The 24769-nt window shown below is 75.7% G+C and carries 20 protein-coding genes and 1 pseudogene; 11 read left to right on the top strand and 10 right to left on the bottom strand.

The features are described from left to right. Positions 1 to 33 precede the first annotated feature (33 nt). The 7 genes and pseudogenes from ACGFNF_RS15455 (at position 34) to ACGFNF_RS15425 (ending at position 7672) form a co-directional block, all read left to right on the top strand. Complete coding sequence (locus ACGFNF_RS15455) at positions 34 to 1617, top strand: lysine 5,6-aminomutase subunit alpha (RefSeq protein WP_311412724.1); 1584 nt, start codon at positions 34 to 36, stop codon at positions 1615 to 1617. Beyond that, complete coding sequence (locus tag ACGFNF_RS15450) at positions 1614 to 2390, top strand: OAM dimerization domain-containing protein (protein ID WP_132237542.1); 777 nt, start codon at positions 1614 to 1616, stop codon at positions 2388 to 2390. Before ACGFNF_RS15455 ends, ACGFNF_RS15450 begins: the two co-directional genes overlap by 4 nt. After that, positions 2387 to 2779 carry a hotdog domain-containing protein gene (locus ACGFNF_RS15445; protein ID WP_357579550.1) on the top strand — a complete coding sequence of 131 codons (393 nt, stop codon included), beginning with the start codon at positions 2387 to 2389 and terminating at the stop codon, positions 2777 to 2779. Before ACGFNF_RS15450 ends, ACGFNF_RS15445 begins: the two co-directional genes overlap by 4 nt. After that, on the top strand, positions 2776 to 4113 hold the full coding sequence (locus ACGFNF_RS15440; RefSeq protein ID WP_393168411.1) for a glutamate mutase L: 1338 nt from the start codon (positions 2776 to 2778) through the stop codon (positions 4111 to 4113). Before ACGFNF_RS15445 ends, ACGFNF_RS15440 begins: the two co-directional genes overlap by 4 nt. Positions 4114 to 4511: 398 nt before the next feature. Further along, positions 4512 to 6250 (top strand): annotated as a pseudogene (gene lnt, locus ACGFNF_RS15435) (apolipoprotein N-acyltransferase); the annotation flags it as partial. Between the two features lie 8 nt (positions 6251 to 6258). Then, the gene (locus ACGFNF_RS15430; RefSeq protein ID WP_393168409.1) at positions 6259 to 7065 is read left to right on the top strand and encodes a polyprenol monophosphomannose synthase; all 807 of its coding nucleotides are present in this window, start codon (positions 6259 to 6261) and stop codon (positions 7063 to 7065) included. An 85-nt stretch (positions 7066 to 7150) separates the two neighbouring features. Continuing rightward, a complete protein-coding gene (locus ACGFNF_RS15425) occupies positions 7151 to 7672 on the top strand; it encodes an FxsA family protein (protein ID WP_357976545.1) in 522 nt (173 codons plus the stop codon). A gap of 63 nt (positions 7673 to 7735) precedes the next feature. Here the strand turns inward: ACGFNF_RS15425 and ACGFNF_RS15420 are convergent, their stop codons facing one another. The 4 genes from ACGFNF_RS15420 to ACGFNF_RS15405 all read right to left on the bottom strand — a co-directional run bounded on the left by ACGFNF_RS15420 (position 7736) and on the right by ACGFNF_RS15405 (position 10814). After that, the gene (locus ACGFNF_RS15420; RefSeq protein WP_007460094.1) at positions 7736 to 8077 is read right to left on the bottom strand and encodes an RNA polymerase-binding protein RbpA; all 342 of its coding nucleotides are present in this window, start codon (positions 8075 to 8077) and stop codon (positions 7736 to 7738) included. Between the two features lie 297 nt (positions 8078 to 8374). Then, positions 8375 to 8965, bottom strand: a complete 591-nt coding sequence (locus ACGFNF_RS15415; RefSeq protein ID WP_393168407.1) for a pyridoxamine 5'-phosphate oxidase family protein — start codon at positions 8963 to 8965, stop codon at positions 8375 to 8377. A gap of 59 nt (positions 8966 to 9024) precedes the next feature. Then, positions 9025 to 10116: a winged helix DNA-binding domain-containing protein gene (locus ACGFNF_RS15410; protein WP_393168405.1), complete on the bottom strand. Its 1092-nt coding sequence runs from the start codon at positions 10114 to 10116 to the stop codon at positions 9025 to 9027. A gap of 77 nt (positions 10117 to 10193) precedes the next feature. After that, on the bottom strand, positions 10194 to 10814 hold the full coding sequence (locus ACGFNF_RS15405) for a DinB family protein (protein WP_393168403.1): 621 nt from the start codon (positions 10812 to 10814) through the stop codon (positions 10194 to 10196). A gap of 62 nt (positions 10815 to 10876) precedes the next feature. Here ACGFNF_RS15405 and ACGFNF_RS15400 point away from each other — a divergent pair, with 62 nt between their 5' ends. After that, positions 10877 to 11866 carry a helix-turn-helix transcriptional regulator gene (locus tag ACGFNF_RS15400; protein ID WP_393168401.1) on the top strand — a complete coding sequence of 330 codons (990 nt, stop codon included), beginning with the start codon at positions 10877 to 10879 and terminating at the stop codon, positions 11864 to 11866. 11 nt (positions 11867 to 11877) lie between these two features. Here ACGFNF_RS15400 and ACGFNF_RS15395 read toward each other — a convergent pair whose 3' ends face one another. Both ACGFNF_RS15395 and ACGFNF_RS15390 read right to left on the bottom strand, forming a co-directional pair. After that, positions 11878 to 13002 (bottom strand): hypothetical protein, encoded by a 1125-nt coding sequence (locus ACGFNF_RS15395; protein WP_393168399.1) that lies wholly within the window; start codon positions 13000 to 13002, stop codon positions 11878 to 11880. 146 nt (positions 13003 to 13148) lie between these two features. Continuing rightward, on the bottom strand, positions 13149 to 14498 hold the full coding sequence (locus ACGFNF_RS15390; RefSeq protein ID WP_393168397.1) for an MFS transporter: 1350 nt from the start codon (positions 14496 to 14498) through the stop codon (positions 13149 to 13151). A gap of 70 nt (positions 14499 to 14568) precedes the next feature. Between ACGFNF_RS15390 and ACGFNF_RS15385 the strand changes: the two genes are divergently transcribed. The 3 genes from ACGFNF_RS15385 to ACGFNF_RS15375 all read left to right on the top strand — a co-directional run bounded on the left by ACGFNF_RS15385 (position 14569) and on the right by ACGFNF_RS15375 (position 17448). Then, the gene (locus tag ACGFNF_RS15385; RefSeq protein ID WP_393168395.1) at positions 14569 to 15219 is read left to right on the top strand and encodes a TetR/AcrR family transcriptional regulator; all 651 of its coding nucleotides are present in this window, start codon (positions 14569 to 14571) and stop codon (positions 15217 to 15219) included. Positions 15220 to 15280: 61 nt separating this feature from the next. Then, the gene (locus ACGFNF_RS15380) at positions 15281 to 16606 is read left to right on the top strand and encodes a flavin-containing monooxygenase (RefSeq protein WP_393168393.1); all 1326 of its coding nucleotides are present in this window, start codon (positions 15281 to 15283) and stop codon (positions 16604 to 16606) included. Next, positions 16603 to 17448, top strand: coding sequence for an SDR family NAD(P)-dependent oxidoreductase (locus ACGFNF_RS15375; protein WP_393168391.1), 846 nt, complete (start codon positions 16603 to 16605; stop codon positions 17446 to 17448). The genes ACGFNF_RS15380 and ACGFNF_RS15375 overlap by 4 nt, the downstream gene beginning before the upstream one ends. A gap of 21 nt (positions 17449 to 17469) precedes the next feature. On the opposite strand, the gene ACGFNF_RS15370 is transcribed toward ACGFNF_RS15375, so the two are convergent. The 4 genes from ACGFNF_RS15370 to ACGFNF_RS15355 all read right to left on the bottom strand — a co-directional run bounded on the left by ACGFNF_RS15370 (position 17470) and on the right by ACGFNF_RS15355 (position 24648). Beyond that, positions 17470 to 19695, bottom strand: a complete 2226-nt coding sequence (locus tag ACGFNF_RS15370; RefSeq protein ID WP_393168389.1) for a glycoside hydrolase N-terminal domain-containing protein — start codon at positions 19693 to 19695, stop codon at positions 17470 to 17472. Next, positions 19692 to 20750: a LacI family DNA-binding transcriptional regulator gene (locus ACGFNF_RS15365; RefSeq protein WP_393168387.1), complete on the bottom strand. Its 1059-nt coding sequence runs from the start codon at positions 20748 to 20750 to the stop codon at positions 19692 to 19694. Before ACGFNF_RS15365 ends, ACGFNF_RS15370 begins: the two co-directional genes overlap by 4 nt. Next, positions 20747 to 23203, bottom strand: a complete 2457-nt coding sequence (locus ACGFNF_RS15360) for a glycoside hydrolase family 3 C-terminal domain-containing protein (RefSeq protein ID WP_393168385.1) — start codon at positions 23201 to 23203, stop codon at positions 20747 to 20749. The genes ACGFNF_RS15365 and ACGFNF_RS15360 overlap by 4 nt, the downstream gene beginning before the upstream one ends. A gap of 224 nt (positions 23204 to 23427) precedes the next feature. Continuing rightward, a complete protein-coding gene (locus ACGFNF_RS15355; RefSeq protein WP_393168383.1) occupies positions 23428 to 24648 on the bottom strand; it encodes an ROK family protein in 1221 nt (406 codons plus the stop codon). Positions 24649 to 24769 lie beyond the last annotated feature (121 nt).

The following is a 24769-nucleotide window of genomic DNA, read 5'->3' as shown; positions in this document are numbered from 1 at the left end:
TGGCGCCGTCGCGGGACAGGGTCGGGTGACGGTGTGACGGGCAAGCTTGACCTTGATCCGCGGCTGGTGGCGCGGGCGCGGGAGTTGGCGCGTCGTGCGGGGCAGCCGGTGGTGGATCTGGCGCGCAGCCACACGACGGTGTCGGTGGAGCGTGCGGTGCTGCGGCTGGCCGGGGTGGCCGGGGCGGATCCGGACGGTATTCCGTGGGTGAACCGGCTCGTGGACGCGGTGGTCGCGGACGTGGGGTTGGGGCACGGGGTGGCGTTGCCGGTGTTCGACGCGCTCGCCCGGGAGCAGCTCGGTGACGTGACGTTGCTGGCGCAGAAGGCGGCGGCGGGGTCGGTGCGGTTCGAGGTGCCGACGGGGAAGGCGGCCACGGCGGCGCGGAAGGCGGCGCGGCGGGCGGTGGGTGCGGGGATCCGGGCGATCGACCGGCGGCGCGCGGAGCGTGACCGGCTGGTGAAGCGGTTCGGGGATCCGGCGCAGCGGCCGTGGATCTATCTGATCGTGGCGACGGGCGACATCTACGAGGACATTCCGCAGGCGCAGGCGGCGGCGCGGGCGGGTGCGGACGTGATCGCGGTGATCCGGTCGACGGGGCAGTCGTTGCTGGACTACGTGCCGGAGGGGGCGACGCGGGAGGGCTTCGCGGGCACGTACGCGACGCAGGAGAACTTCCGGTTGATGCGGGCGGCGTTGGACGAGTCGTCGCGGGAGTTGGGCCGCTACGTGCGGTTGACGAACTACGCGTCGGGTCTGTGCATGCCGGAGATGGCGACGCTCGCGGGCCTGGAGCGGCTGGACATGATGTTGAACGATTCGATGTACGGGATCCTGTTCCGGGACATCAATCCGATCCGCACGTTCGTGGACCAGCGGTTCTCGCGTCAGGTGCACGCGCGGGCGGGGATCATCATCAACACCGGTGAGGACAACTACCTGACCACGGCGGACGCGGTGGACGAGGCGCACACGGTGACGGTGTCGCAGCTGCTCAACGAGTTCTTCGCGCACGAGGCGGGGTTGGCGGACTGGCAGTTGGGCCTGGGGCACGCGTTCGAGATCAACCCGGATGTGCCGGAGTCGTTGCGGCTGGAGTTGGCGCACGCGTTGCTGGCGCGGGAGTTGTTTCCGGACGCGCCGTTGAAGTGGATGCCGCCGACGAAGCACATGACGGGTGACGTGTTCCGGGGCAATCTGCTGGACGGGTTCTTCAACCTGGTGGGCACGATGACCGGTCAGGGGATCCTGCTGGTGGGGATGATGACCGAGGCGGTGGTGACGCCGTGGTTGTCGGACCGGGACATCGCCCTGCAGAACGTGCGGTACGTGCTGGGTGCGGCCGGTGGGTTGCACGAGGACTTCGTGCCGGCGTCGGGCGGGTTCATCCAGCAGCGGGCGAACCGGGTGCTGGGTGAGGCGGTCGACCTGCTGGAGCGTATCGGTGAGCAGTCGCTGTTGACGGCGATCGCCGAGGGCACGTTCGGGATCATGAAGCGGCCGGCGGACCGGGGCAAGGGGCTGGCGGGGGTGGCCGCGCACGAGGCCGGCTACTTCAATCCGGCCACGGAGATCCTGGAGGCGCCGGTGGCGGGTGGAGAGGTGGCACGGGCGTGAGCGCCGTCGAGGCCGGCGGGGACGCCGGGAAGAAGATCGTCCGGCCGTACGGGGACACCACGGGCGATGGCATGGTGCAGGTGTCGTTCACGTTGCCGGTGCCGCACGACAAGCGGGCCGAGGGCGCGGCGGTGCAGCTGGCGAACAAGATGGGCATCGATCCGGCGATGCTGGTGCACGCCAAGCCGATGAGTGACGGCTTCACGTTCTTCGTGGTGTACGGGCGGGTGAACCATCTGGTGGACCTGTCGGCGGTGCAGGTGGTGGAGCGTGACTTCCCGCTGCTGAGCGCCAAGGAGGTCAACGCGGTGGTGAAGCGGCGGTTGCGGCGCAAGTTGTCGGTGGTGGGGGCGTGCATCGGCACGGACGCGCACACGGTCGGCATCGACGCGATCCTCAACGTGAAGGGCATCGCGGGGGAGAAGGGCCTGGAGTACTACCGGGAGTTGAAGGTCACGAACCTGGGTGCGCAGGTGAGCGTGCCGGAGTTGGTGGAGGCGGCGCGGGTGGAGCGCGCGGACGCGGTGCTGGTGTCGCAGGTCGTGACGCAGCGCGATGCGCATCTGCACAACACGCGGGAGATGTCGGCGGCGTTCCGGGAGGCGATGCCGGCGGGGCGTCGGCCGTTGCTGATCGTGGGTGGGCCGCGTTTCGACGAGTCGATGGCCGGCGAGTTGGGCGTGGACCGGATCTTCGGCCGGGGCACCACTCCGGGTGAGGTGGCGAGTTTCCTGGTGCACGCGTTGGTCACGGAGAAGAAGGCGAAGGCATGAGTGATTCCCGGGTGGGTCTGAGGGTCGTGCACCGGCGGTACGTGCCGTATTCGCACGCCCACTACGCCGGCAACCTGGTCGACGGGGCGTACGCGCTGGGGTTGTTCGGGGACGTGGCCACGGAGGTGTGCATCCGCACCGACGGTGACGAGGGGTTGTTCGCCTCGTACTCGGACGTGCAGTTCCGGGCGGCGATGCGGGCGGGTGACGTGTTGGAGGTGACGGCGACGGTGACCCGGGTGGGTACGCGTAGCCGCACCATCGACTTCGAGGCGCGGGTGGTGTGCCGGGGGCGTCCGGATCGGGGTGAGTCGGCGGCGGAGGTGCTCGACGAGCCGATCGTGGCGGTCACGGCGACCGGCACGGTGGTCGTGCCGCCGGTGGCGTGAGGTACGCGGTCTGCGCCGACGTGGGGTCCACGTACACGAAGGTGGCGGTGGTGGACCTGGACGTGGGCGCGTTGGTGGCGGGGGCGTCGGCGCCGACGACGGTGGGCACGGACGTGCTGCACGGCCTGGACGCGGCGGTGGCGGCGGCCACCGCCGGCCTGGCGGCGGGTCAGGTGCCGTGGTACGTGTGTTCGTCGGCCGGTGGTGGGTTGCGGTTGGCGGTGATCGGCTACGAGCGGCTGGTGACCGCGCAGGCGGGCCGGCGGGTGGGTCTGTCGGCGGGCGCGAACGTGGTGCACGTGGCGGCGGGTCGGCTGGGTGCGGCGGACCTGGCGGGGTTGCGGGCGGCGCGCCCGGACGTGGTGCTGCTGGTGGGTGGCACCGACGGTGGTGACGCCGAGACGTTGACGCACAACGCGACGCGGCTGGCGCGGGCCCGCTGGCGGGTGCCGGTGGTGTTGGCCGGCAACGTCGACGTCCGCGACGACCTGCACGCCGTGCTGGCGTCGGCGGGGGTGCCGGTGACGGTGGCCGACAACGTGCTGCCGCGCATCGGGGTGCTGGCGCCGGCGTCGGCGCGTTCGGCGATCCGGGAGGTGTTCCTGCGGCACGTGATCGGCGGGAAGCGGCTGTCGCGGGGGTCGCGGTTCGCGCGGCTGGTGCGGGCGGCCACCCCCGACGCGGTGCTGACGGGCGTGGAGGTGCTGGCCGACACCCTGGGTGGTGATCTGGTGGTGGTGGACGTGGGTGGCGCCACCACGGACGTGTATTCGGTGCTCACGCCGGACGAGCGGGCCACCGGGCCGGGGCGGGAGGTGGCGGGGTCGCTGTGGCGGGCCCGTACCGTCGAGGGGGACCTGGGCATGCGGTGGAGCGCGCCGGGGGTGGTGCGGGCGGCCGTCGAGGAGCGGTTGCTGACCGATGCGCAGGGCGACGACCTGGCGGCGGGGGCGGCGGTGCGCGCGGGTGATCCGGGGTTCCTGCCGGTGGGGGACGCGGAGCGTGCGGTGGACGCCCGCATCGCGGCCCTGGCGGCGACGGTGGCGTTGCGTCGGCACGCCCGGGGGGCGGCCACGGGTGAGCGGGCCGGGCGGGACCTGCGTGACGTGCGGCTGCTGGTGGGTTCCGGTGGGGTGCTGCGGCATGCCGCGCCGGCGGATGCGGCGGGTGTGTTGGGTGCGGTGCTGGCCGACCATGCCGGTGGGTGGCCGTTGCCGCGTGCGGCGCGGCCGGTCGTCGACGTCGACTACGTGCTGGCCGCCGGTGGGTTGCTGGCCGCGGAGCATCCGGCGGCGGCGGGGGCGTTGCTGCGCCGGCATCTCGCGACGGATTGAGACTCGCCGACGCGACACGCCGTGGTGCATCACACGACAGGCCCGGGTGGGTTGACAGCGGCGGGGGTCCACGCCGTACCGTCTTTGAGTCCTACTACGGGAAGCGGCTGTTGTTCGCTTCGTCCCTTCGTCCGCTGGCCGAGCGACATGTGAGCAGTGCGTCGCGGCGGCCAGGTCCAGCGGGCGGGGGTCGGCGGGGCGGCGCGAACCGGCCGCGGTTACCGGTGTACGGGCAGGGTGAGGTGCACGGCCAGTAGACAACGGCCAGGCGGGGGCAGCCAGTCCGCGTCGGGTCGGTCCGAAGGTCGGCGCAGCTCATTCTCGCCCCACCGGCCGGGAAGGGCCTGGGAGCATCGGGGCGCGGCGTGAGCCGCGCCCCGATTTGTGTCTGCGGCCCCCTGCCGGGGAGGAATCGCCCGTACGCGCCGCGACGGGGTGTCGGGTGCGGCGCCGGGCGGGGCGGGAACCCGTGGCCGGGTAGCCTTCGGCCCGTGATCGTGGGCAACGTGCCGGCGCCGGCCGGGGACAGCAGCCAGCCGGGCGCCGTGGGGGCGGGGACGCCCGGGGTGGCGCGGCGTGCGCTGCCGCTGCGGGTGGCCGTGCCGATGGCGGTGGTCGCGGGGTTGGCGTTGCTGGCGGCGTTCCCGCCGTACGGGCTGTGGCCGCTCGCGCCGCTGGGCGTGGCATTGCTGGCCGCGGCGACGCACCGGCGTCGGGTACGTGCCGGCGCCGGGCTGGGTCTCCTGACCGGGGTGGCGTTGTTCGCGCCGCTGCTGAGCTGGACGAACCTGCACACCGGCTACCTGCCGTGGGTGTTGCTGTCGCTGTTGCAGGCCGGCTACCTGGCGCTGCTGGGCGCGGCGGGCGCGTACGTGTCGCCGCTGGTGGAGCGGGTGCGGTGGAGTTGGCCGTTGGTGACCGGCGTGTTGTGGGTGGGGCAGGAGGCGCTGCGTGACCGCACCCCGTTCGGGGGGTTCCCGTGGGGGCGCCTGGCGTTCAGCCAGGACGGCTCGCCGCTGCTGCGGCTGGCCGCGTGGGGTGGCGCGCCGCTGGTGACGTTCGCGGTGGCGCTGACGGGCGGGCTGCTGGTCGCGGCGCTGTGGCGGCCGTGGGGCGGGCGGCGGCGCTGGTGGGTGCCGGTGGCCGGGTTGGCCGCCGCGGCGGTCGCGGTGCCCGTCGTGGGGCTGCTGGTGCCGGTGTCGGGTGCGGGGGGCGGCGCCGCGGTCACGGTGGCGATCGTGCAGGGCAACGTGCCGCGGCTCGGGCTGGACTTCAACGCCCAGCGGCAGGCGGTGCTGAACAACCACGTCGACGCCACGATCGAGCTGGCGGGGCAGGTGTCCGCGGGCGTGCGGCCCCGCCCCGACCTGGTGGTGTGGCCGGAGAACTCCAGCGACATCGACCCGCTGCGCGACACCGACGCCGGGGCGCGCATCTCGCAGGCCGCCGACGCGGTCGGCGCCCCGATCCTGGTCGGTGCGGTGCTGCGCGGCCCCGGGGAGGGGCAGGTGCGCAACGCGGGGATCCTGTGGCGGCCGGGCAGCGGCCCGGACCTGGAGCAGCTGTACACGAAGCGGCACCCGGTGCCGTTCGCCGAGTACGTGCCGATGCGTGATCTGGCCCGGATGGTCAGCAAGCAGGTCGACCGGGTACGTGCCGACTTCGTGCCGGGCAGCGAGCCGGGGGTGCTGCGTACGGGGGCGGCGGTGCTCGGCGACGTGATCTGTTTCGAGGTCGCCTACGACGAGGTGGTGCGTGACACCGTCGTCGGCGGGGCGCAGCTGCTGGTGGTGCAGACCAACAACGCCACGTTCGACGTGGCCGAGGCGCGCCAGCAGTTGGCGATGGTGCGGTTGCGGGCGGTCGAGCACGGCCGGCCGGCGTTGATGGCCTCCACGGTCGGGGTGTCCGGGTTCGTTGCCCCGGACGGGCGGGTAAGCGACGCCACCGGGTTCAACACCCGAGCGGTCGTGGTGCGGCAGCTGCGGCTGGACGACGGGCGCACCCTGGCCACCCGGGTCGGGTTGTGGCCGGAGGTGGCGTTGGCCACCCTGGCCGTGGCGGCGCTGGTCGGCGCGGGCGTGCTGCGCCGCCGGCCGCGCGTCGGGTGACACCAGCCGGTACGCCGGCGAAGGGGGAGCGACGGTGGGCGAGACGACCGGCACCCGGGCCGACACCGGTCATCCGGGGGTGGGTCGGGTGCTCGTGGTGATCCCGACCTACAACGAGGCCGACAACGTGGCGCGGATCGTGGCGCGGGTGCGGCGCGCCGCGCCGGCGGTGGACATCCTGGTCGCCGACGACGACAGCCCCGACGGCACCGGTGCGCTCGCCGATGCCCTGGCCGGCGCCGACCGCCGGGTGCACGTGCTGCACCGTGAGGGCAAGCAGGGCCTCGGCGCGGCGTACCTGGCGGGGTTCGCGTGGGCCCGTGAGCGTGGCTTCGACGCGGTGGTGGAGATGGACGCCGACGGTTCGCACGCCCCGGAGGACCTGCCCGCGTTGCTGTCCGCCGCCCGCGACGCCGACGTGGTGATCGGTTCCCGGTGGACCGCCGGGGCGCGGGTGGTGAACTGGCCGCTGCGGCGGCTGCTGCTGTCGCGCTGCGGCAACCTGTACGCGCGGCTGGTGCTGGGCATGCCGCTGTCCGACGCCACCGGCGGCTACCGGGTGTACCGGCTGGCGGCCCTGGACGAGTTCGACCTGGCGTCGGTGTGTTCGCAGGGGTACTCGTTCCAGGTGGAGTTGTCCCGGCTGGCGCACCGGTCCGGGGCGCGCATCGTGGAGGTGCCGATCACGTTCGCCGAGCGGGAGCGCGGCAGCAGCAAGATGAGCCCGCTGATCGTGGCGGAGGCGTTGTGGCGGATCACGACGTGGGGGGTGCAGGACCGGCGGCAGGCGGTGCGGCGGGGCCTGCACGGCACCCCCACCGGTCAGGTGCGGTGGCCCTGAGCGGCGGCGTGTCATGCTGGATGGGGCGCTGGCGCCCGCGCGGGGTGACCCCGCCGTAGGCGCCGCTGATGGCGGATGGGGTGAGATGCGCCGAGGACTGAGGTTTGTGCCGTTGGCCCTGTTGGCGGCGACGCTGCTGGAGCTGGTGGTGTTCGTCGTGGTGGGGCGGGCGATCGGGTTCGGCGCGGCGCTGCTGGTGGTGTTCGCGGTGTCGTTGCTGGGGCTGGTGCTGTTGCGTCGGGAGGGGATGCGCGCCTGGCGTGGCTTCAAGGCCTCCGCGCAGGCCGGTCAGCCGCCGGGCCGGCAGGTCACCGACGGTCTCGTGGGGCTGCTCGGGGCGCTGCTGCTGGCGATGCCGGGTCTGCTCAGTGGCCTGGTGGGGGTGTCGTTGCTGGTGCCGCCGGTGCGTCGGCTGGCCCGCAACGGGGTGCAGCGGGCCGCGGAGCGGCGGGTGTCGTCGATGGTCGCCGGTGACCTGTTCGGGCCGCGCCGGGTGCGGGTGCACCGGGGTGCGCCGCAGCAGCCGCAGCAGCCGGTTGCCGAGCCCACCGTCGTCGACGGGGGGCGCGCCATCGAGGGCGAGATCGTCGAGCCCGGCCGGAGCTGACGCGGACACGACGGCGCCCCGGGAGCGGATGCTCCCGGGGCGCCGTGGCGTTGACGGTGCGGCTCAGGCGCGGCCGCGGCGGGTGCGGACCTCCTGCAGCCGCTCGGCGAGGATGTCCTCCAGCTCGGCGATGGAACGCCGCTCCAGCAGCATGTCCCAGTGGGTGCGCGGCGGCTTGGCCTTCTTCTGCTCCGGCTCGTTGCCGTCGACCAGCCGGGCCACGCTGCCGTCGAACTTGCACTCCCAGGTCGTGGGGACCTCGGCGTCGACGGCGAACGGAACCTCGAACTGGTGGCCCTTGGCGCACAGGTACTCGCGGGTCTGACGCGGCGCGAGCTCCGTGTTGCGGTCGGATTCGTAGCTGACCGCGCCCAGACGGCTGCCCCGCAGCATACGCTCGCCCATGATCGACTTCCCCTCGTTCGTGGTGCTGGTCTTCTCGGTGTAACGGTCCGTTCCCGCCGGGCCATTCCCGCCCGGACACCGGGCGAGCCTGCACAAGGGTAGCCGGCCACGCCAGCCGCCCGGCGGGGTCGCCCCGGGCCGGGTCGGGCGGTGAAGGGTTTCCGCTGTGCCACCGGCGATGGTAGCCGCCCCGAAGCCGCGCAGGTCGCGACGGCCGGTGACGCGCCGGCCGTGCCCCTCGCCGTCGCCGCCGCCCCGCTCGCCCGTGAGCCCGCGCCGGGAACGCCGGCGGCCGGCTCAGGTCGCCGGGGTCGGTGGCAGCGGCAGCGGCAGGCCCGGCAGCCCGTCGATGCTGCGGGCCACGTGGTCCTTGCCGGCGAAGTAGTCGCTCAGCGACACGTCGTCCTCCCGGGCGAAGCGCCGGGCGTGCAGGTCGCGGTCGGCGTCGTAGGACATGAACGGCACCGCGTAGCCACAGGTGTCGCGGATCAGTTCGGCGCGCACGACGATGATCGCCCGCAGGCCGTGCACGCTGGTGTCGATGTCGGGGAAGTGGCCCGTCAGCTCCGCCCAGCGGGGGTCGTCACGAAACACCGGCTCGCCGCGCCCGTGCACCCGCACGATGTTCGGCGGCCCGTCGAACGCGCACCACATGAGCGTGATCCGCCCGTTCTCCCGCAGGTGCGCGATCGTCTCGGCGTTGCTGCCGGCGAAGTCCAGGTAGGCCACGGTGTGCGCGTCGACGACCGCCCACGAGCCACGCAGCCCCTTCGGGGACAGGTTGATGGTGCCGTCGCCCGACAGCGGCGCCGTGGCGGTGAAGAACAGGGGCTGGTCCTCGATGAAGCTGCGCAGCCGGCCCTCGATGCGCTCGTGTGTCTTTCCCACCCCGGCATCATGGCCCGGCGGCGGGCCGCCCCGCTGCCCCGGGGCCGGCTCGCGGGTTATCAGGGCACGTCCGCGGCGACGCGTACGCGGTCGCTGTCGCAGAGCAACGACGCCAACGACGCACCCTCCTCGGCCACGGCGGCGCGTTCGGCCCGGGAGAGACGGCGCAGCGGGGCGACGGCCACGGTGCCGGCCGCGACGCCCCAGGTGGCGGCGACCCGGCCGTCGACCAGGACGACGCGCTCGCCGGCGACCGACAGGCCACGGTGGGCGTCGTCGACGATGCGGCTGCGGTCGTCGTAGCCGAGCAGCGCGTTGTCGAACGCCGGCAGGAACCGCACCGGCGCGGGCGTGTCGGCGTCGGGGCGTGGCGCGTCGGGCAGGTCCCACAGCCGCCGTCCGCGCTCGTCGCGCAGGACGACCAGCTCGTCGCGGATCGCGGCCACCGCCGCCGGCAGGCCGGCGAGGCCGGACCAGGCACGCAGGTCGGCCGTCGAGGCCGGACCGAAGGCGGCCAGGTAGCGCCGCACGAGCGCCTCACCGACCGGGTCGCCGCCCGGCGGGGCCGGCGGGTCGATCTCGCGGCCCAGCCAGGAGGAGAGCGGCACGTTGCGTACGCCCGCCGTCGTGCGCCACAGCCCGCGCGGCGGCAGCTGCACCACCGCGACGAGGGCGAGCAGCATCTCGCCCAGCGCCCTCGGTCCCGGCGCCGGCCACCGCTCGGCCAGCGCCCGCGCGAGCCCGGTCATCGAGCGGGGCTCGCCGTCGGCCAGCACCTCCCGGCCCGCCGTGGCGAGCTCGTCGAGGTCCACGCCGGCGAGTTCGCGACGGTAGACCCCGAGTACGCGCTGGCGCAGCATGCCGTCGTGGCGGGCCCGCCACGCCAGCGCGTCGTCGGCGGTGACGAGGTGCACGGTGCGGCGCATGAGGTGCATCCGCACCACGCGCCGGCCGGTCAGCAGGTCCGACAGCGCCGCCGGGTCGAACCCGCGCACCCGGGACCAGAGCCCGACGAACGGCTCCTGTGGTTCCTGTGCCTGAAGACCGCACAGGTGCGCGACGGCGTCGAGGACCGGCACGTCGGCGCGGTCGAGCAGCAGCTGCCGGGCCAGCGTGGCGCGGTTGAGCGCCCGGGTGTCGAGAACGGTCATCGGTGCACGCTTCCCTGCGGGTCGGCGGAGGCGGGGGCGGGCGGGTCCCGGTCAGGTGGCCGGGACCCGCCGGGCGCTCAGGTGGCCCGCTGCCCGTCGAGGCTCTCGCGCAGGATGTCGGCGTGCCCGGCGTGCTGGGCGGTCTCGGCGATGACGTGCATCAGCACCCCCCGTACGCTGAGCACCCCCGTCACCTCGTGCCACGGCGCCGACGGCAGCGGGTGCGTCGTCGACAGGTCGGCGACGGCGGCGACGGTCTCCTCGGTGCGGGCGGCGACCTGCGCGTAGTGGTCGAGGATCCCGGCCAGGGTGTCGCCGGGCAGCATCCGGAAGCCGGCCTCGTGCTCGACGAGCCACTGCGGCACCTCGCGGGCGGTGCCGGCCGTGATGTCGGCCCAGGTGACTCCGTCGGGCAGGGCGAAGGACATGGCCGAGGGGCCCTCGACCACGAAGCGCAGCCACGACTGCTCCATGGCCGCGACGTGCTTGACCAGCCCGCCCAGGCACAGCGTGCTGGCCGTCGGGCGTTGGCCGAGTTGCTCGTCGGTGAGGCCGCGGACGGTGCCGGTCAGGGCGGATCGGGCGGTCGAGAGCGCGGCGAGCAGGTCGGCCCGCTCGGGGTCGAGGGGCGTCGGGGGCGTGGCGGTGGCGGTGTCGGTCACGGCGTTCGGGTCCTTCGTGTCGTCATCGGTGGGCACGTGGACTACGTTCGCAGCCGAAGCGGACAGGATGTGTCCGCTTCTGCGGGCACCATGGGGGAATGCCGAAAACTTCCGCGCGCCTGCTGGCGTTGCTGTCGCTGCTGCAGGCACGCCGGGACTGGCCGGGAGGGCTGCTGGCCGCGCGGCTGGACGTGAGCGCGCGCACCGTACGGCGCGACGTCGAGCGGCTGCGCGAGCTCGGCTATCCCATCGCGGCCGTCAAGGGACCCGACGGTGGCTACCGCCTCGCCGCCGGCGCGCAGCTGCCGCCGCTGCTGTTCGACGACGAGCAGGCCGTGGCCCTGGCCATCGCGTTGCAGAGCGCCACCACCGCCGGCGCCGGCATCGAGGAGGCCGCGGCGCGCGCCCTGCACACGGTCCGGCAGGTCATGCCCGCCCGGCTGCGCCACCGCATCGACATCCTCCAGGTCACCGCCGTCGAGCGGTCCCCGACGCGGCCGGGCCGGCAGGTCGACAGCGGCGTGCTCATGGCGCTCGGCGCCGCCGTGCACGCCCGCGAGGTGCTGCGCTTCGACTACACCCCCGTGACCCCGCCGGAGGCCGACGGCGACGGTGGGCTGCCCGCGCCGCGCCGGGTGCAGCCGCACCACCTCGTCACGTGGGGCGGACGCTGGTACCTGGTGGCGTGGGACCTCGAGCGCGGGGACTGGCGCACCTTCCGCGCCGACCGGATCAGTCCGCGTACCCCCACCGGGCCCCGGTTCACCCCACGTGAGCTGCCCGGGGGTGACGTGGCGACCTTCGTGACCAGCCGGTTCCAGGGCTCCGGGGGCGCCGGCGGCTGGCCCTGCCGCGGCGAGGTGATCCTCGACCTGCCGGCCGCGGTGGTGTCCGGGTACCTGCACGACGCGCTCGTCGAGGAACTGGGCCCACACCGCTGCCGGCTCGTCCTGGGTTCGTGGTCGTGGGTGGGTCTGGCCGCCTCGATCGGCCGCTTCGACGTCGACATCGAGGTCGTCGGCCCGGCCGAGCTCAGGGACGCCTTCGCGCGGCTGGCCCGCCGCTACACCGCCACCGCCCGCGGGTGACCGGAGATCACTCAGCCGGTCGCACGGGGGCCCAGGTGGGCCAGGGCAGCGGCGAGGTGGCTGACCTGCTCGGCGAGCTGGGCCGCCCGCCGCTGCGCCTCGTCGCGGTCGGTCTCGGCGGCGCGCAGCCGTACGGTCAACTCGGCGGCGCGGCCCTCGGCGGCGCCCGCGGCCTCGCGCGCGGCGGCCAGGTCGGCGCGCAGCGTGTCGTGCCGGCCGGTGAGCGCGGCCAGTTCCGTGCGGGCCTGCTCGGCGGTGGCCTCGGCACGCCGCCGCGCGGTCTCGGCGTCCCGGTGCGTGGCTTCGGCGCGTTGCCGGGCCGTGTCGGCCTCGGCTGCGGCCGTGCGGGCGGCGTCGGCCTCGGCGCGGGCCTGCCCGGCGCGCTCGCGGGCCTGCTCGGCCTCGGCGTGCAGGCGCTGCGCGCGGTCGAGGGCCTCGGTGGCGGCGCGGGTCGCCCGGTCGGCGTCGGCGCGGGCGGCGTCGCGTTCGGCGGTGAGTTCGGTGCCGCGGCGGCGTTCGGCGTCGATCTCGACGCGTAGCGCACGCAGCTCGTGGCGGGCCGTGTCGCGGTCGCGTTCGGCCTGGGTGCGCAGGGCCTCCGCGGCACTGGCCTGCTGACGGGCGTCGTCGCGGGCGGCCTCCGCCCGGTCGGCGCGGTCGACGGCGGCCGTGGCCCGCTCGGCGGCGCGCCGGGCCTCGTCGTGGGCGGCGTCGCGTTCGGCAGCGGCGGACCGGGCCTCCTCGCGGGCCCGGACGGCGGCCGCGGCGGCGTCCTCGGCGTCGCGGCGGGCCTCGTCGCGTTCGGTCTGGGCCGCCGCGACCTGCGTCGCCGCGTCGGCGCGGGCCTGCGCGAGCTGGCGTTCCACCCCGACCGGGGACAGCTCGGCGTGCAGGGCGTCGGCGAGGGTCTCCGCGACCTGCTCCAGCCGGTCGACCGCCTCCCAGGTGCGGGCCACCTGACCGGGCAGGCCGGGGGCGTTGCGGTGCCGCATCCGGCTGTTGCGCGAGGCCCGCTGGCAGGCGCCGTCGTTGTCGCGGCAGTAGCGGAACGGCCGGCCGGCGCCGACGCGCTGCGGCACCTGGCGTCCGCAGTGGGCGCAGGGGCGGGTCTCGGCGGGGGTGGGCTCGGCGTCCATCGAGGGCGCAGTCTACTGCCGGGCCCGGTGGCCACCGGCGGTGCGCCCGCCGCCCCCGGATCGCAGCGATCCCGGCCCGCCCGACCCGTGGCGAAGGCGGGTGCGCGACGGCGGCGGACCTGGGACGGGCGGCGGCGGTCGGCCGCTCAGCCGGCCGTGCGGGCCGTACGGTCCAGGGTGTAGCGCCGTTGCAGCAGCAGCGCGACGAGCATCGCCGCCGCGGGCAGCAGCCCGAAGCCCCAGCGGATCGCGGTCAGCGCGCCGTCGGGCTGCGTGACGCCCTCGCCGGCGGTGGAGGCGACGAAGCCGCCCGCGGCCAGGCACAGCGAGTACGCCCACGGGCCCAGCGCCGCGCCGGTGGCCTCGGTGGCCGTCCAGACCCCGGTGTAGGTGCCGGCGGCGCCGCCGCCCGCGCGGATGACGTCGGGCACCATCGAGAACGGCAGCAGTTGCATGCCGGCGAAGGCGACTCCGAGCACCGCGACGGCGGCCACCAGCACGGGCAACCCGGCGGGACGGCCGACGGCGAGGACCAGCGAGCCGGCCGCGAAGGCGCCCTGGGCGCCCAGCAGCGCCCGCTGCTTGCCGACGCGGCGGGCCACCGCCAGCCACGCCGGGGTGACCAGCAGCGCCGGGGCGACGAACGCGGCCACCAGCACGGTGGTCAGCCCGGGGCGGCCCAGCTCGTACTCGGCGTAGTAGGGCACCGCGGCCAGGACCAGGTGGGTGGTGGTGGACATGGCCAGGTACGCGGCGACCAGCCAACGGAACTGCCGGTCGCGCAGCGCCACGACCAGTGCCCGCCAGCCGCCGCCGTGCGGTGCGGGCGTCGCGGCGGCGGCCCGGCGCAGCCGGGCGATGCCCGCCACGCCGACCAGCATGGCGGCCAGCATCCCGACGGCCAGCAGCACGCCCATCCGCTGGTAGCCGGCCCGGCTGGCGTCCTCGCCGCCGGTCAGCAGGGGTGCCAGCAGCCCGGAGACGAGGATGCCGAGGGTCAGCACCACCATCCGGAAGGCCATCAGCCGGGTGCGCTCGTGGTAGCCGATGCGCAGGTCGGCGGGGGTGGCCAGGTAGGGAACCTGGTAGGCGGCGAACAGCAGGTTGCCGGCGACGAAGGCGAGCGCCACCCAGGCGGCGGCCGGCGCGCCGGTGAGCCCGCCGGGCACGGCGAACAGCGTGGCGAAGGCCAGCGGCAGGGCGCAGCCGAGCAGCAGCAGCCGACGCCGGTCGCCCCGGCGGGCCTGTTCGACGTCGCAGCGGTGCCCGATCCAGGGGTGCAGCAGCACGTCGGCGATCTTCGGCAGCAGCAGCGCCAGGCCGGCCAGCCAGGGGGCGACGGCCAGCACGTCGGTGAGGAAGTAGAGCAGCAGCAGGCCGGGCACCGTCACCCAGACGCCCATGCCGAGGGAGCCGGCGGCGAAGCCGAGCAACGGCCCGCGGGGCAGGGCGGTGGTGGTGTCCGTACCGGCCGGCTGCTGGTCGAGCCCGGTCATGGCGGCCTCCTCGGCGGGCACGCCGCCCGCAATCCAACGGATGCTGGATTGTAGGGGCAGAATGGCGGCCATGACCATGCCCCGCCGTCGACCCGGGCGGCCCCGCCGCGAGGAGACCCGACCGACCCGGGAGGTGGTGCTCACCGCCGCGACCGCGCTGTTCGCCCGGCGGGGCTTCGACGCCGTCGGGCTGCGGGAGGTCGCGGCGGCCGCCGGCGTCGACGTCGCCACGGTCTCGCACCACACGGGTACGAAGGCGCAACTCTACGACGCGTGCTTCGCGCGGGTCTTCGCCGCCGAGCGGGAGGCGCTCGAGGCGGCGGCCGGGCGCGCCCGGCAGGCCCTGCACAGCGGGCCGGGCGAGGTCCGGCGGGCGCTGCACGACCTGGTGGACGTGTTCGTGGACTTCCTGGAGGACCGGCCGGAGACCACCGCGTTGTGGCTGCGCCGCTGGTTGGAGCCGCAGCGGCACGCCGAGCTCGACGAGCGCTACGCGGCGCCGCTGTACCGGCTCGTCGCCGACCTGCTCAGCGCCGCCGCGGCGGCCGGGGCGCTGGTCGAGCCGGCGCCGCACGTGACGGTGCGCAGCCTGGTGTGGGCGGTGCACGGGCACGTGGTGGCCCTGGCCGCCGGCGGGGGGTCGCAGGCACGCGAGCGGCGGGAGTTCCGCGCGTTCGTGCACCGCTTCCTCGACGGACTGTACAGGCCGGCCACGCCTTGACGTGCCGGCCCGCACCGGGCCATTATCCAACGCACGTTGGATTAACGGGGAGGAGCCGGCGATGGGTGCACAGCCCCGGGTGGCGGTCATCGGCGCGGGCGCGGCCGGACTGGCCACCCTCAAGGCGCTCGCCGACGTCGGCGTGCCCGCCGTCTGCTTCGAGTCGGCCGACCGCGTCGGTGGCCTCTGGGTGTACGGGGCGCCCGGGTCGCCCGCGTACCGGACCCTGCACCTGAACACCAGCAAGGCCCGCACCGAGTTCGTCGACCACCCCATGCCGGCGCACTGGCCGGACTACCCCGACCACGCCCGGGTCGCCGGCTGGCTCACCGACTACGCCGACCGGTTCGGGCTGCACGACGCGGTGCGGCTGCGGCACACCGTCGACCGGGTCGAGCGGGGCGGCGACGGCCGGTGGACGGTGCACGCCGACGGACCCGACGGCGGCGTCGAGGTCACCGTCGACGCCGTCGTCGTCGCCAACGGCCACAACCGGGCGCCGAAACCGCCCACCCCCGCCCACCCGGGCGACTGCACCGCCGAGCAGCTGCACAGCCACGCCTACCGGGGCCCCGACCAGCTCGCCGGCCGGCGGGTCCTGGTCGTCGGCGGCGGCAACTCCGCGATGGACATCGCCGTGGACGCGTCGTACGCGGCCCGGCGCACCCTGCTGTCGCTGCGCCGGGGCGTCTGGGTGGTGCCGAAACACCTCCTGGGCCGCCCGTCGGACACCCTCAACGGCGCCCTGGCCCGGCGGTTGCCGTGGCGGCTGCGCCAGCGCATCACCCAGCGGCTGCTCGCCGCGACCGTCGGCGCGCCCACCCGCTACGGCCTGCCCGCCCCCGCGCACGGCTTCCTCCAGGACCACCCCACGTTGTCGGACGGGCTGCTGTCCCGGCTGACCCACGGCGAGATCGAGCCCCGCCCCGGCATCGCCGGCTTCGACGGCGACCGGGTCACCTTCACCGACGGCCGCGTCGACGAGGTCGACCTGGTGATCTGGTGCACCGGCTACCGGGTCGAGATCCCGTTCCTCGACCCGGCGCTGCTCGGCGACGGGGCGGACACCCTGCCGCTGTACCGGCACGTGTTCCACCTCGACGCGCCCGGGTTGGCGTTCGTCGGGCTGATGCAGTCCACCGGTGCGGCGTTCCCGCTGGTCGAGGCGCAGGCCAAGCTGGTAGCGGCGCAGCTCTCCGGCCGCTACGCGCTGCCCGAGGCGCACCGGCAGCGCGCCGCCTGCCGGGCCGAGCTGCGCGCCGCCACCGCCCGGTGGGGGCAGCGCCGGCCCGCCATGCGGGTGGACTTCGACGCGTACCTGGCCGAGCTGAGGCGGGAACTGGCCGCCGGCACCCGCCGCGCCCGCGGCAGCGGGGCCACGGCATGAGCGGGCTGGCGGGTCGCCGGGTGCTGGTCACCGGGGCCAGCGGCACCTTCGGCCGACACCTGTGCGCCGCGTTCACCGCCGCCGGGGCACGGGTCGTCGGCATCGACCGCCAGCCGGGCACCGTCGCCGTCGACCGCGACCCGGGCGACGGCGAGGGCGTGCCGGTGCTCGGCTGCGATCTGACCGACCCGGCCGCCGTGGCGCCCACGGTCGCCGCCGCCGTGGACCGCCTCGGCGGGCTGGACCTGCTGGTCAACAACGCCGGCGTCGGCGGACCCGCCCCGGCCGAGCTGCCGCCCGACGAGGTGGTGCGCCAGCAGCTGGAGGTGAACCTGCTCGCCGCCTGGCGCACCACCGCCGCCGCGCTGCCCGCCCTGGAGGCCGCCCGGGGGCGGGTGGTCTTCGTCGCCAGCCGGATGGCCCTGCTGCCGCTGCCGTTGGCCGCCGCGTACGGGGTCAGCAAGCGGGCGCTGGTCGCCTACGCCGACGCGCTGCGCCACGAGGTGGGCAGCCACGTCGGGGTGAGCGTCGTCTACCCGAGCATGGTCGCCTCGCCGATCCACGACAGCACCGCCGACGCCGGCCTGTCCCTGAACGGGGTGTCCCGCCCGGAACCGGTGGCGGGCGTGGTCGCGGCGATCCTGCACGCCGCCACCGCCCGGCGGGCGCCCCGGGACGTGGCCACCACCAGGCGCGGGTGCCTCGAACTGGCCCTCGCCCGGCACGCGCCGAAGCTGGCCGACCGGCTCGTGCGCCGTACCGTCTCAGCCCGGCTCGCCGCCGGTGACCTGGACGCCGCGCCGCTGGCCGCCGGGATGCGGCGCCGGCACCGCGCCGGCTGACCCGTCAGTCCGGCGTGGCTGTCAGTCCGGCGCGCCGAAGGCCACCTCGACCGGCGACGCCGCGGCCAGGTCCACGTCCCGTGCGCCGTACGGGCTGCGCACGCCGATCCGCTGCGCGACGGGGGAGCACAGGCGGACCCGCACCCGCCCCGGCGACCAGGACAGCTCCTCGACGCCGACGCGGCCCCGGCAGGCCACCCCGCGCAGCACCCCCGCGTCCAGGCCCGGCAGCGCGGCCGGCAGCAGCCACAGCAGCCCCGGGCGGGACTGCACCAGCGACTCGATCAGCACCGCCGGCAGGGCGTGCGCGGCGTCGGCGTTGTACGTCACCAGGCCCGGATTGTGCGCGCTCATCAGGGACCGGAAGAACATGTCGTTGCCGACGATCTTCAGCAGGTTCGCGGCGGTCAGCGCGCCGTCGTGCAGCCGGGCGGCGGCCAGCGCCCGGTGCAGGCTGCCGTGCGCGGAGAGGTTCTCGTCGCCGCGCAGCGTCAGCGCCCGGTGCGCGGCCCGGGCCAGCTCGGGGGTGTCGTCCGGGTTGATCTCGTCCAGCGGCCACACCGGGTAGAGGTGGCTGACGTGACGGTGGTCGTCGTCGCCGTGGTAGCCGGGCCACGCCCACTCGGCCAGCGCCCCGCGCCCGTCCACCCGGTACGCGGGCAGCCGCCCCAGCAGCCCCGCCCACCGGTCCGAGCCGGTCACCTCGGCGGCGGTACGCAGGGCGTGCCGGGCGGCGGCGATGTCCATCGTGGCGTTCGCCGCCACGTGCACCGCCCGCCCCCGCTCGTCGTGCGGGCCGGTCTCCGCCGAGTACGACGGCACCACGACCACCGTGCCCGCCTCGTCGGTGACGGTGAGCAGGTCCGCGAAGAAGTCCGCCACCTCCGCCAGCCAGCCGGCCAGTTCCCCGAGGGGCGCACCGGTCACCAGGTGCTGCTCGTGCAGCGGGTGCAGCAGCCAGTCCGCGCCGGGCAGCCACGCGGCGAAGGGCCAGTCCTCGTGCAGGTGGAACAGGTGGCCGTGCTCGCCGTCGGTGCGGCTGGGCGCCAGCAGCCCCCGGGCCCCGTAGATCGCCCGCGCGTTGCGCCGCCAGTCGTCGACCTGGCCGCGTACCAGGTTGGCGTGGGCCGCGGTCACCTCCGGCAGGGCGCCGACGTTCGCGCCGGCCAGTTGCAGGTTCAGGTTGGCGTCGGTGGTGAAGTCACCCGCCCAGGCGGCGTCCCACGAGCCGAGCCACAGCCCGGTCAGCCGGGGCGGCAGGACACCGCTGGAGCTGAGCAGCAGGTAACGGCCGGCGTGGAACAGCCGCTCCAGCAGGGGCGGCCGCAGCATGCCCGCGTCGGCGTCCTGCGCCGCGAGCAACTCGCCCACGGGCAGTTGCCGCTGCGCGTCCGGCACCCGCAGGTCCAGGCTCACCCGCCCGTAGGCGCGGCCGTGCAGCACGACGTGCCGGGCCAGCAGGCTCTCGTAGCCGTCGCCGGCGTGGGCCGCCAGCCGCTCCTCCAGCTCGCCGGTGCGCCACGGCGGCGTGTCGGGGCGGTCGAGCACTGTGGTCAGCAGCGCCGGGCCGCGCACCGCCACCCGGTCGTCGCCGAGGACCGCCACGTCGCCGCGCAGCAGGGTGAGCCCCTCGAAGCCGTACGCGCCGCCCGCGTCGGGGTAGCGGCCCCGCACCCGCAGGAAGACCAGCTCCCCCCGGCGGTACGCGGCGACGGTGTAGCGCACCGAATCCGGCCGGCCGGGCAGGTCCCCGGTGACGCCCACCTCGCAGGTGCCCGCGTCGACGTGGGTGACCACCAGCGCGTCGGCCCGGGAGACGAACGAGCGCCGCCGGCCGTCCGCCCACTCGACGACGACCTCCCCGGTGGTGAACTCGGTGCGGCGCCGGTAGCCGTCGACGGGGCCGGGCGCCACGGCGTCGACGGTGAGGGCGAAGCCGGGATGGAACGACTGCGTCCAGCGCAGCACCCCGTCGCCGGCGAGCAGCCGGCTGGCCTCGGCGCGCCGGCCGGCGAGGATCAGCTCACGGACGCGGGGCAGCAGGGCGGCCAGCTCCGGCGGCCGGGCGTCGCGGGTGCCGTTGGGCAGGACGAAGCGGTGGTGGTTGACGATGATGCGTTCGGCGTGCGGCCGGCCGTACACCATGATCCCGGCCTCCCCGTTGCCGGAGAGGAACGCGTCCTCCCAGCGCCCGGCGGGGGCGGTGTCGACGATGCGGTGCGCGGCGGAGGACGGCCCGGCGGTCACCGGCCGGCCCTCGCCGCCGGGGCGGGGGCGGCGGTGCTGCCGCGTACCGTCAGCCGGGGCGGCAGCAGGGTGACCTCCGGCACCGCCTCGCCGTCGAGCTTGCGCATCAGCAGCGACACGGCCTGCGTGCCGATCTCCTCGGCGGGGACGGGCACGGCGGTGAGCATCGGGCTGGCCTGCTCGGCGAAGCGGTCGGGGCAGACGGCGACCACCGACACGTCCTGCGGCACCCGCCGGCCCAGCGCGGGCAACGTGGCCAGCACCGGGTCCACGGCGGCCTCGTTCTGCACGATCAGCCCCGACACGTCGGGGTGGCGTTCCAGCAGGTCGGTGAGGGTGCGGCGGACGGCCGCCGCCCCTTCCTCGCAGGGCAGCGCCACCGCGTCGACGCCGTGCCCGGCGGCGGCCTCGACCACGCCGGCGCGGGTGCGGTGCGCGAAGCCCGTGCCCCGGTCGTAGACGGCGGCGGGCGCGCCGAGCAGCGCCACGCGCCGGTGCCCCAGCCCGGCCAGGTGCGCGACGCAGGCCCACCCGGCCCGGTGGAAGTCCAGGTCCACACAGGTCAGGCCAGTGGCGTCGGCGGGCAGGCCGATGAGCACGCTGGGCCGGGCCAGCGCCCGCAGCAGCGGCACCCGCGGGTCGTCCAGCTCCACGTCCATCACCAGGACGCCGTCGACCAGGGCGGTGGCGGCGACGCGCCGCAGGCCGGCGGGCCCCTCGTCGGAGGTGACCAGCAGCACGTCGTGGTCGAAGCGGCGGGCGGTGGTGACCACGGCCATGGCGAACTGCATCACCACGGGCACCTGCATCCCCGCGCGCAGCGGCAGGACCAGCGCGATCACGTTGGCCCGCCGGCTGGCCAGGGCCCGCGCCCCGGCGTGCGGGTGGTAGCCGAGCGACCGGATGCTGGCCAGCACCCGGTTGCGGGTGACCTCGGAGATGACGCGCTTGCCGCTGAGCACGTACGACACGGTGCTCACCGCGACCCCGGCGTGCCGGGCGACGTCGGCGATGGTGGGCTGCCCGGGCGACGGGCGCCCCCGCGCCCCGCTCACCGCGCCCGCCCCGACGCCGGCACGGCCGCCCGGCCGTCGGGGGCCGCCTCGTCGCCGCGTACGGCGAGGGTGCCGACCAGCCGCACGTCGCGCGCGGAGCGCCCGACCATGACGGTGTGGGTGGCGTCCTCCACCACCCGCCGGCCCCGGGTCTCGTCCCACCAGCTCAGCTCGGCGGTACGCAGCCGCAGCCGCACCACCTGCCGCTGCCCCGGCGCGAGGCTGATCCGGGCGAAGTCCCGCAGCTGGCGCAGCGGCTGCTTGACACGGGAGCGGCGCTGGCGCGTGTAGAGCTGCACGACCTCCTCGCCGGGGCGGTCGCCGGCGTTGGTGACCTCGACGCTCACCTCGACCTCCTCGCCGGCGGTGGCTTCGTCGACGCTCAGCCGCAGGCCGGCGTACTCGAAGCGGGTGTAGCTCAGGCCGTGGCCGAACGGGTACAGCGGGTCGCCCCGGTGGTACAGGTAGGTGGCATCGGAGCCGATCACGTCGTAGTCGAGCAGGTCGGGCAGTTCGGCGGCGTCGGCGTACCAGGTCTGGGTGAGCCGGCCGCCGGGCTCGGCGTCGCCCAGCAGCACGTCGCCCAGCGCGGTGCCGTGCTCCTGGCCGCCGTGCGCCGACCAGAGCACCGCCGGCAGGTGCCTCTCGGCCCACCCCACGGCGTACGGGTAGCTGCTGGTCACCACCAGCACGGTGCGCGGGTTGGCGGCGTGCACCGCCCGCAGCAGCGTCTCCTGGCCGGTGGGCAGGGCCAGGTCGACGCGGTCCTCGGTCTCCCGGCCGTTGACCATCGGGTGGTTGCCCAGCGCCACCACCGCCACGTCGGCTCCGGCGGCCAGGGCGGCGGCCTCGGCGGCCCCGTCGGCCAGCAGCTCCACCGTGAAGCGGGTCGCGTCGCCCGGGGTCGGGGCGTCGGCGCGCAGCCGCCCGTCCGCGTCGACGGCGACGTACCGGTCGGTGGCGAGGTGGTGCAGCAGCGCCGTGCCGTCGGGGCCGTCATGGAAGCGGAAGGTCTCGCGTACCACCCAGTCGCCCGGTCCCGGGCGGTCGTTGGCGAGTGCGCCGGCCTCGTCGGCTCCGACGTGCCGGCCGTTGCCCGCGGCGCGCAGCGCCACCACGTCGCGTCCCCAGTCGAAGACGTCGAACCCGGTGGCGTCGGCGCCGACGGTGAGCGGGCCGCCGTCGGGGCTGTCCGGGCAGCCGACGTAGCGCCCGCCGACGCGCAGCGCGATCCGGTCGGTGCCGGGGTGGGTGGTGACCGTGGACAGGCGCTCGGCCAGGCCCTGGTACGCGGTCACCGCGTACGGCAGGGTGCCGCTGTACCAGTCCTCGTGGACGGCGTCGGCCAGCGGGCCGAGCACGGCCACCCGCAGGCCCGCGTCGGTCAGCGGGAGCAGCCCGTCGTTGCGCAGCAGCACGATCGACTGGCGGGCGGCCTCGCGGGCCAGGTCCCGGTGCGCGGGGCGGTCGACGGCGTCCGGCGCGACGCCGGCGAAGGGGTCGTCGCGCGGCGGGTCCAGGTCGCCGAGGCGGACGCGGACGGTGAGGATCCGCCGGACGGCGCGGTCCACGTCGGACCCGGTGATCAGCCCCCGGTCGAGCGCCTCGGTCAGTCGCGCGACGGTCGGGGCGCTGTCGGCGTCGTCCTCGGTGAAGCTGTCGATCCCGGCGCGCAGGGCGGCGGCGAAGCCGCTGACGTGGTCGGGCAGGTGGCCCTGCACCCCGGCGATGTTGGTCACCGCGCCGGCGTCCCCGACGATCAGCAGTTCCTCGGGCGTCCAGCGGCGCAGTTCGTTCTCGATGAGCGGGCTCAGGTGCGCGGGCACCCCGTTGACCAGGTTGTAGGAGGCCATCACGGCGACGGCCGCGCCGGCGGCGAGGGGGGCGCGGAAGGCGGGCAGCTCGTACTCGTGCAGCACCCGGGGGGACAGGTCGCTGGAGGTGGTGGCCCGGTCGGTCTCGTTGTTGTAGGCGAGGAAGTGCTTGACCGTCGGCGCCGTACGCAGCCGCTGCGGGTGGTCGCCACGCAGTCCCTGGGCGTACGCGGTGGCGACCCGGCCGGTCAGCCACGGGTCCTCGGACCAGCCCTCCTCGTTGCGTCCCCAGCGGGGGTCGCGCAGCGGGTTGACCACCGGCGCCCAGACGTTGAGGCCGACCCGTTCGGGGTCGGCGTGGTGCTTGGCGCGGACCTCGTCGCCGACGGCGGCGCCGACGGCGCGGACCAGCTCGGGGTTCCAGCTGCTGGCGAGCCCGACCGCCTGCGGGAAGACGGTGGCCTTGCCGAGCCAGGCCACCCCGTGCAGCGCCTCGGTGCCGGTGCGGAAGGGGGGTAGGCCGAGGCGGGGCACGGGCGCCTGCCACTGGTGCAGCAGGCCGAGCTTCTCCGGCAGGGTGAGCCGGTCCAGCAGGTCGTCGACGATGGCCTGCGGGGAGGGGGCGGGGTGGTCGGTCATGGTCGGGTCGCCTTCCGTGGGTCCGCGTCACGACCGTGTCGAAGCGCTTCGACGAACGGTGGCGCGAGCGGCGTCGCGGTGGGGGTGGCGGCCGCCGGCCCGGAAGCGTTGAAGCGCTTCGACGACTGCGCGAGACATGCCGCCCCGGGTGCCCGAGCCACAGGGCGGCGGTTCGAGGTTGGCACCCCGCGCCGGTCCGGTCAAGGCCCGCTGGCCCCCGGGGGTCACGCTGAGGGGAGCCGACCCGACTCGACGGCGGCGAGCGAGGCGGTGGCGCCACCGAGCGCGGTGGCCGCCGAGTCCAGGGTGGAGGCGTCGAGCAGGCAGCCGCCGGAGTTCGGGGCGTGGGTCCGCGCGGCGAACTCCGTGCGGGCCGCCGGCAGCAGCCACTCCGCCAGGGTCGCGAAGTGCCCGCCGACCACCACGGCCTGCGGGTTGAGCAGGTTGGCCAGGACGGAGGCGGCGTGCCCGAGCCGGCAGCCGACGTCGGCCAGTCCGGCCAGGACGCCGGGGTCGCCCTGGCGGGCCAGCGCCTGGATCCGTTCGATCTCGGGCAGGAAGTCGGTGACCGGCCCGTCCTGCTGGGTGTCGGGCAGCAGACGGCCGACGACCGCCGGCAGTCCGGCGTACGCGGCCAGGCAGCCGCGCCGCCCGCACCCGCAGGCGGGACCGGCCGGGTCGAGCGTCAGGTGCCCGATCTCGCCCGCGAATCCCCGTCCGCCGCGCAGCAGCCGGCCGCCGGCGACGATCCCCGCGCCGACGGAGGCCCCGCCGGTGAGGTGGACCAGGTGGGCGGTCCCGGCGTACGCGCCGTGGCGGTGCTCGGCGAGGACGGCGAGGTTGGCGTCGGTGTCGACGTCGACGGTGAGACCGGGCTCGCGCAGTGCGGCGCGCAGGTCGGCGGCGAGGGGCACCTCCCGCCAGCCGAGCGCGGTGGCCCGGGGAACGGCGCCGTCGGCGTCGACGAGGCCGGGCACGCCCACGGTCAGGCCGAGCACGCGGCGGTCCTGCCCGGTCAGCCGGGTGATCGCCCGCCGGGCCAGGGCCGCCAGCGCGCGGACCGTCTCGGCGGGGGAGGAGGTCGTCGCGGCGAAGGCACGCCGCCAGGTGAGCAGCCGGGCGCCGGCCAGGTCGACGGCCACCACCACCAGTTCGTCGGCGGCGATCTGCATGCCCAGTGCCGCGTACGGGGCGCCGTCGAGGACGAGCATGGTCGCGGGGCGCCCGACCCGGTTCTCGGTCAGGCCGGTCTCGCGCAGCAGCCGCCGTTCGATCAGCTCGCCGACCAGGCTGGACACGGTGGCCTTGTTCAGGCCGGTGTGCGCCGCGATGTCGGCCCGGGAGCAGGGGGCGTGGCGGCGGACGTGCCGCAGCACGACGGCCCGGTTGGCCGTACGGACGTCGCCGAGGTCGCTCGGCCGCGGTTCGCTGTGGCTGCTGATCACGATCTGTCCGCTCCCTGGGCGACGGTGCGCGATCCCGGTGGTGCCGCGCGCCCCATCATCGCTTACGTGGCGGGTGCCGCTGTCTTGTGGGACGGATCACCGTCGATTAGTTTGTTCGGCT

It is taken from the genome of Micromonospora sp. NPDC048868 (assembly GCF_043198195.1).
Classification (GTDB): domain Bacteria; phylum Actinomycetota; class Actinomycetes; order Mycobacteriales; family Micromonosporaceae; genus Micromonospora; species Micromonospora reichwaldensis.
This window is presented reverse-complemented; position numbering and strand designations above follow the sequence as displayed.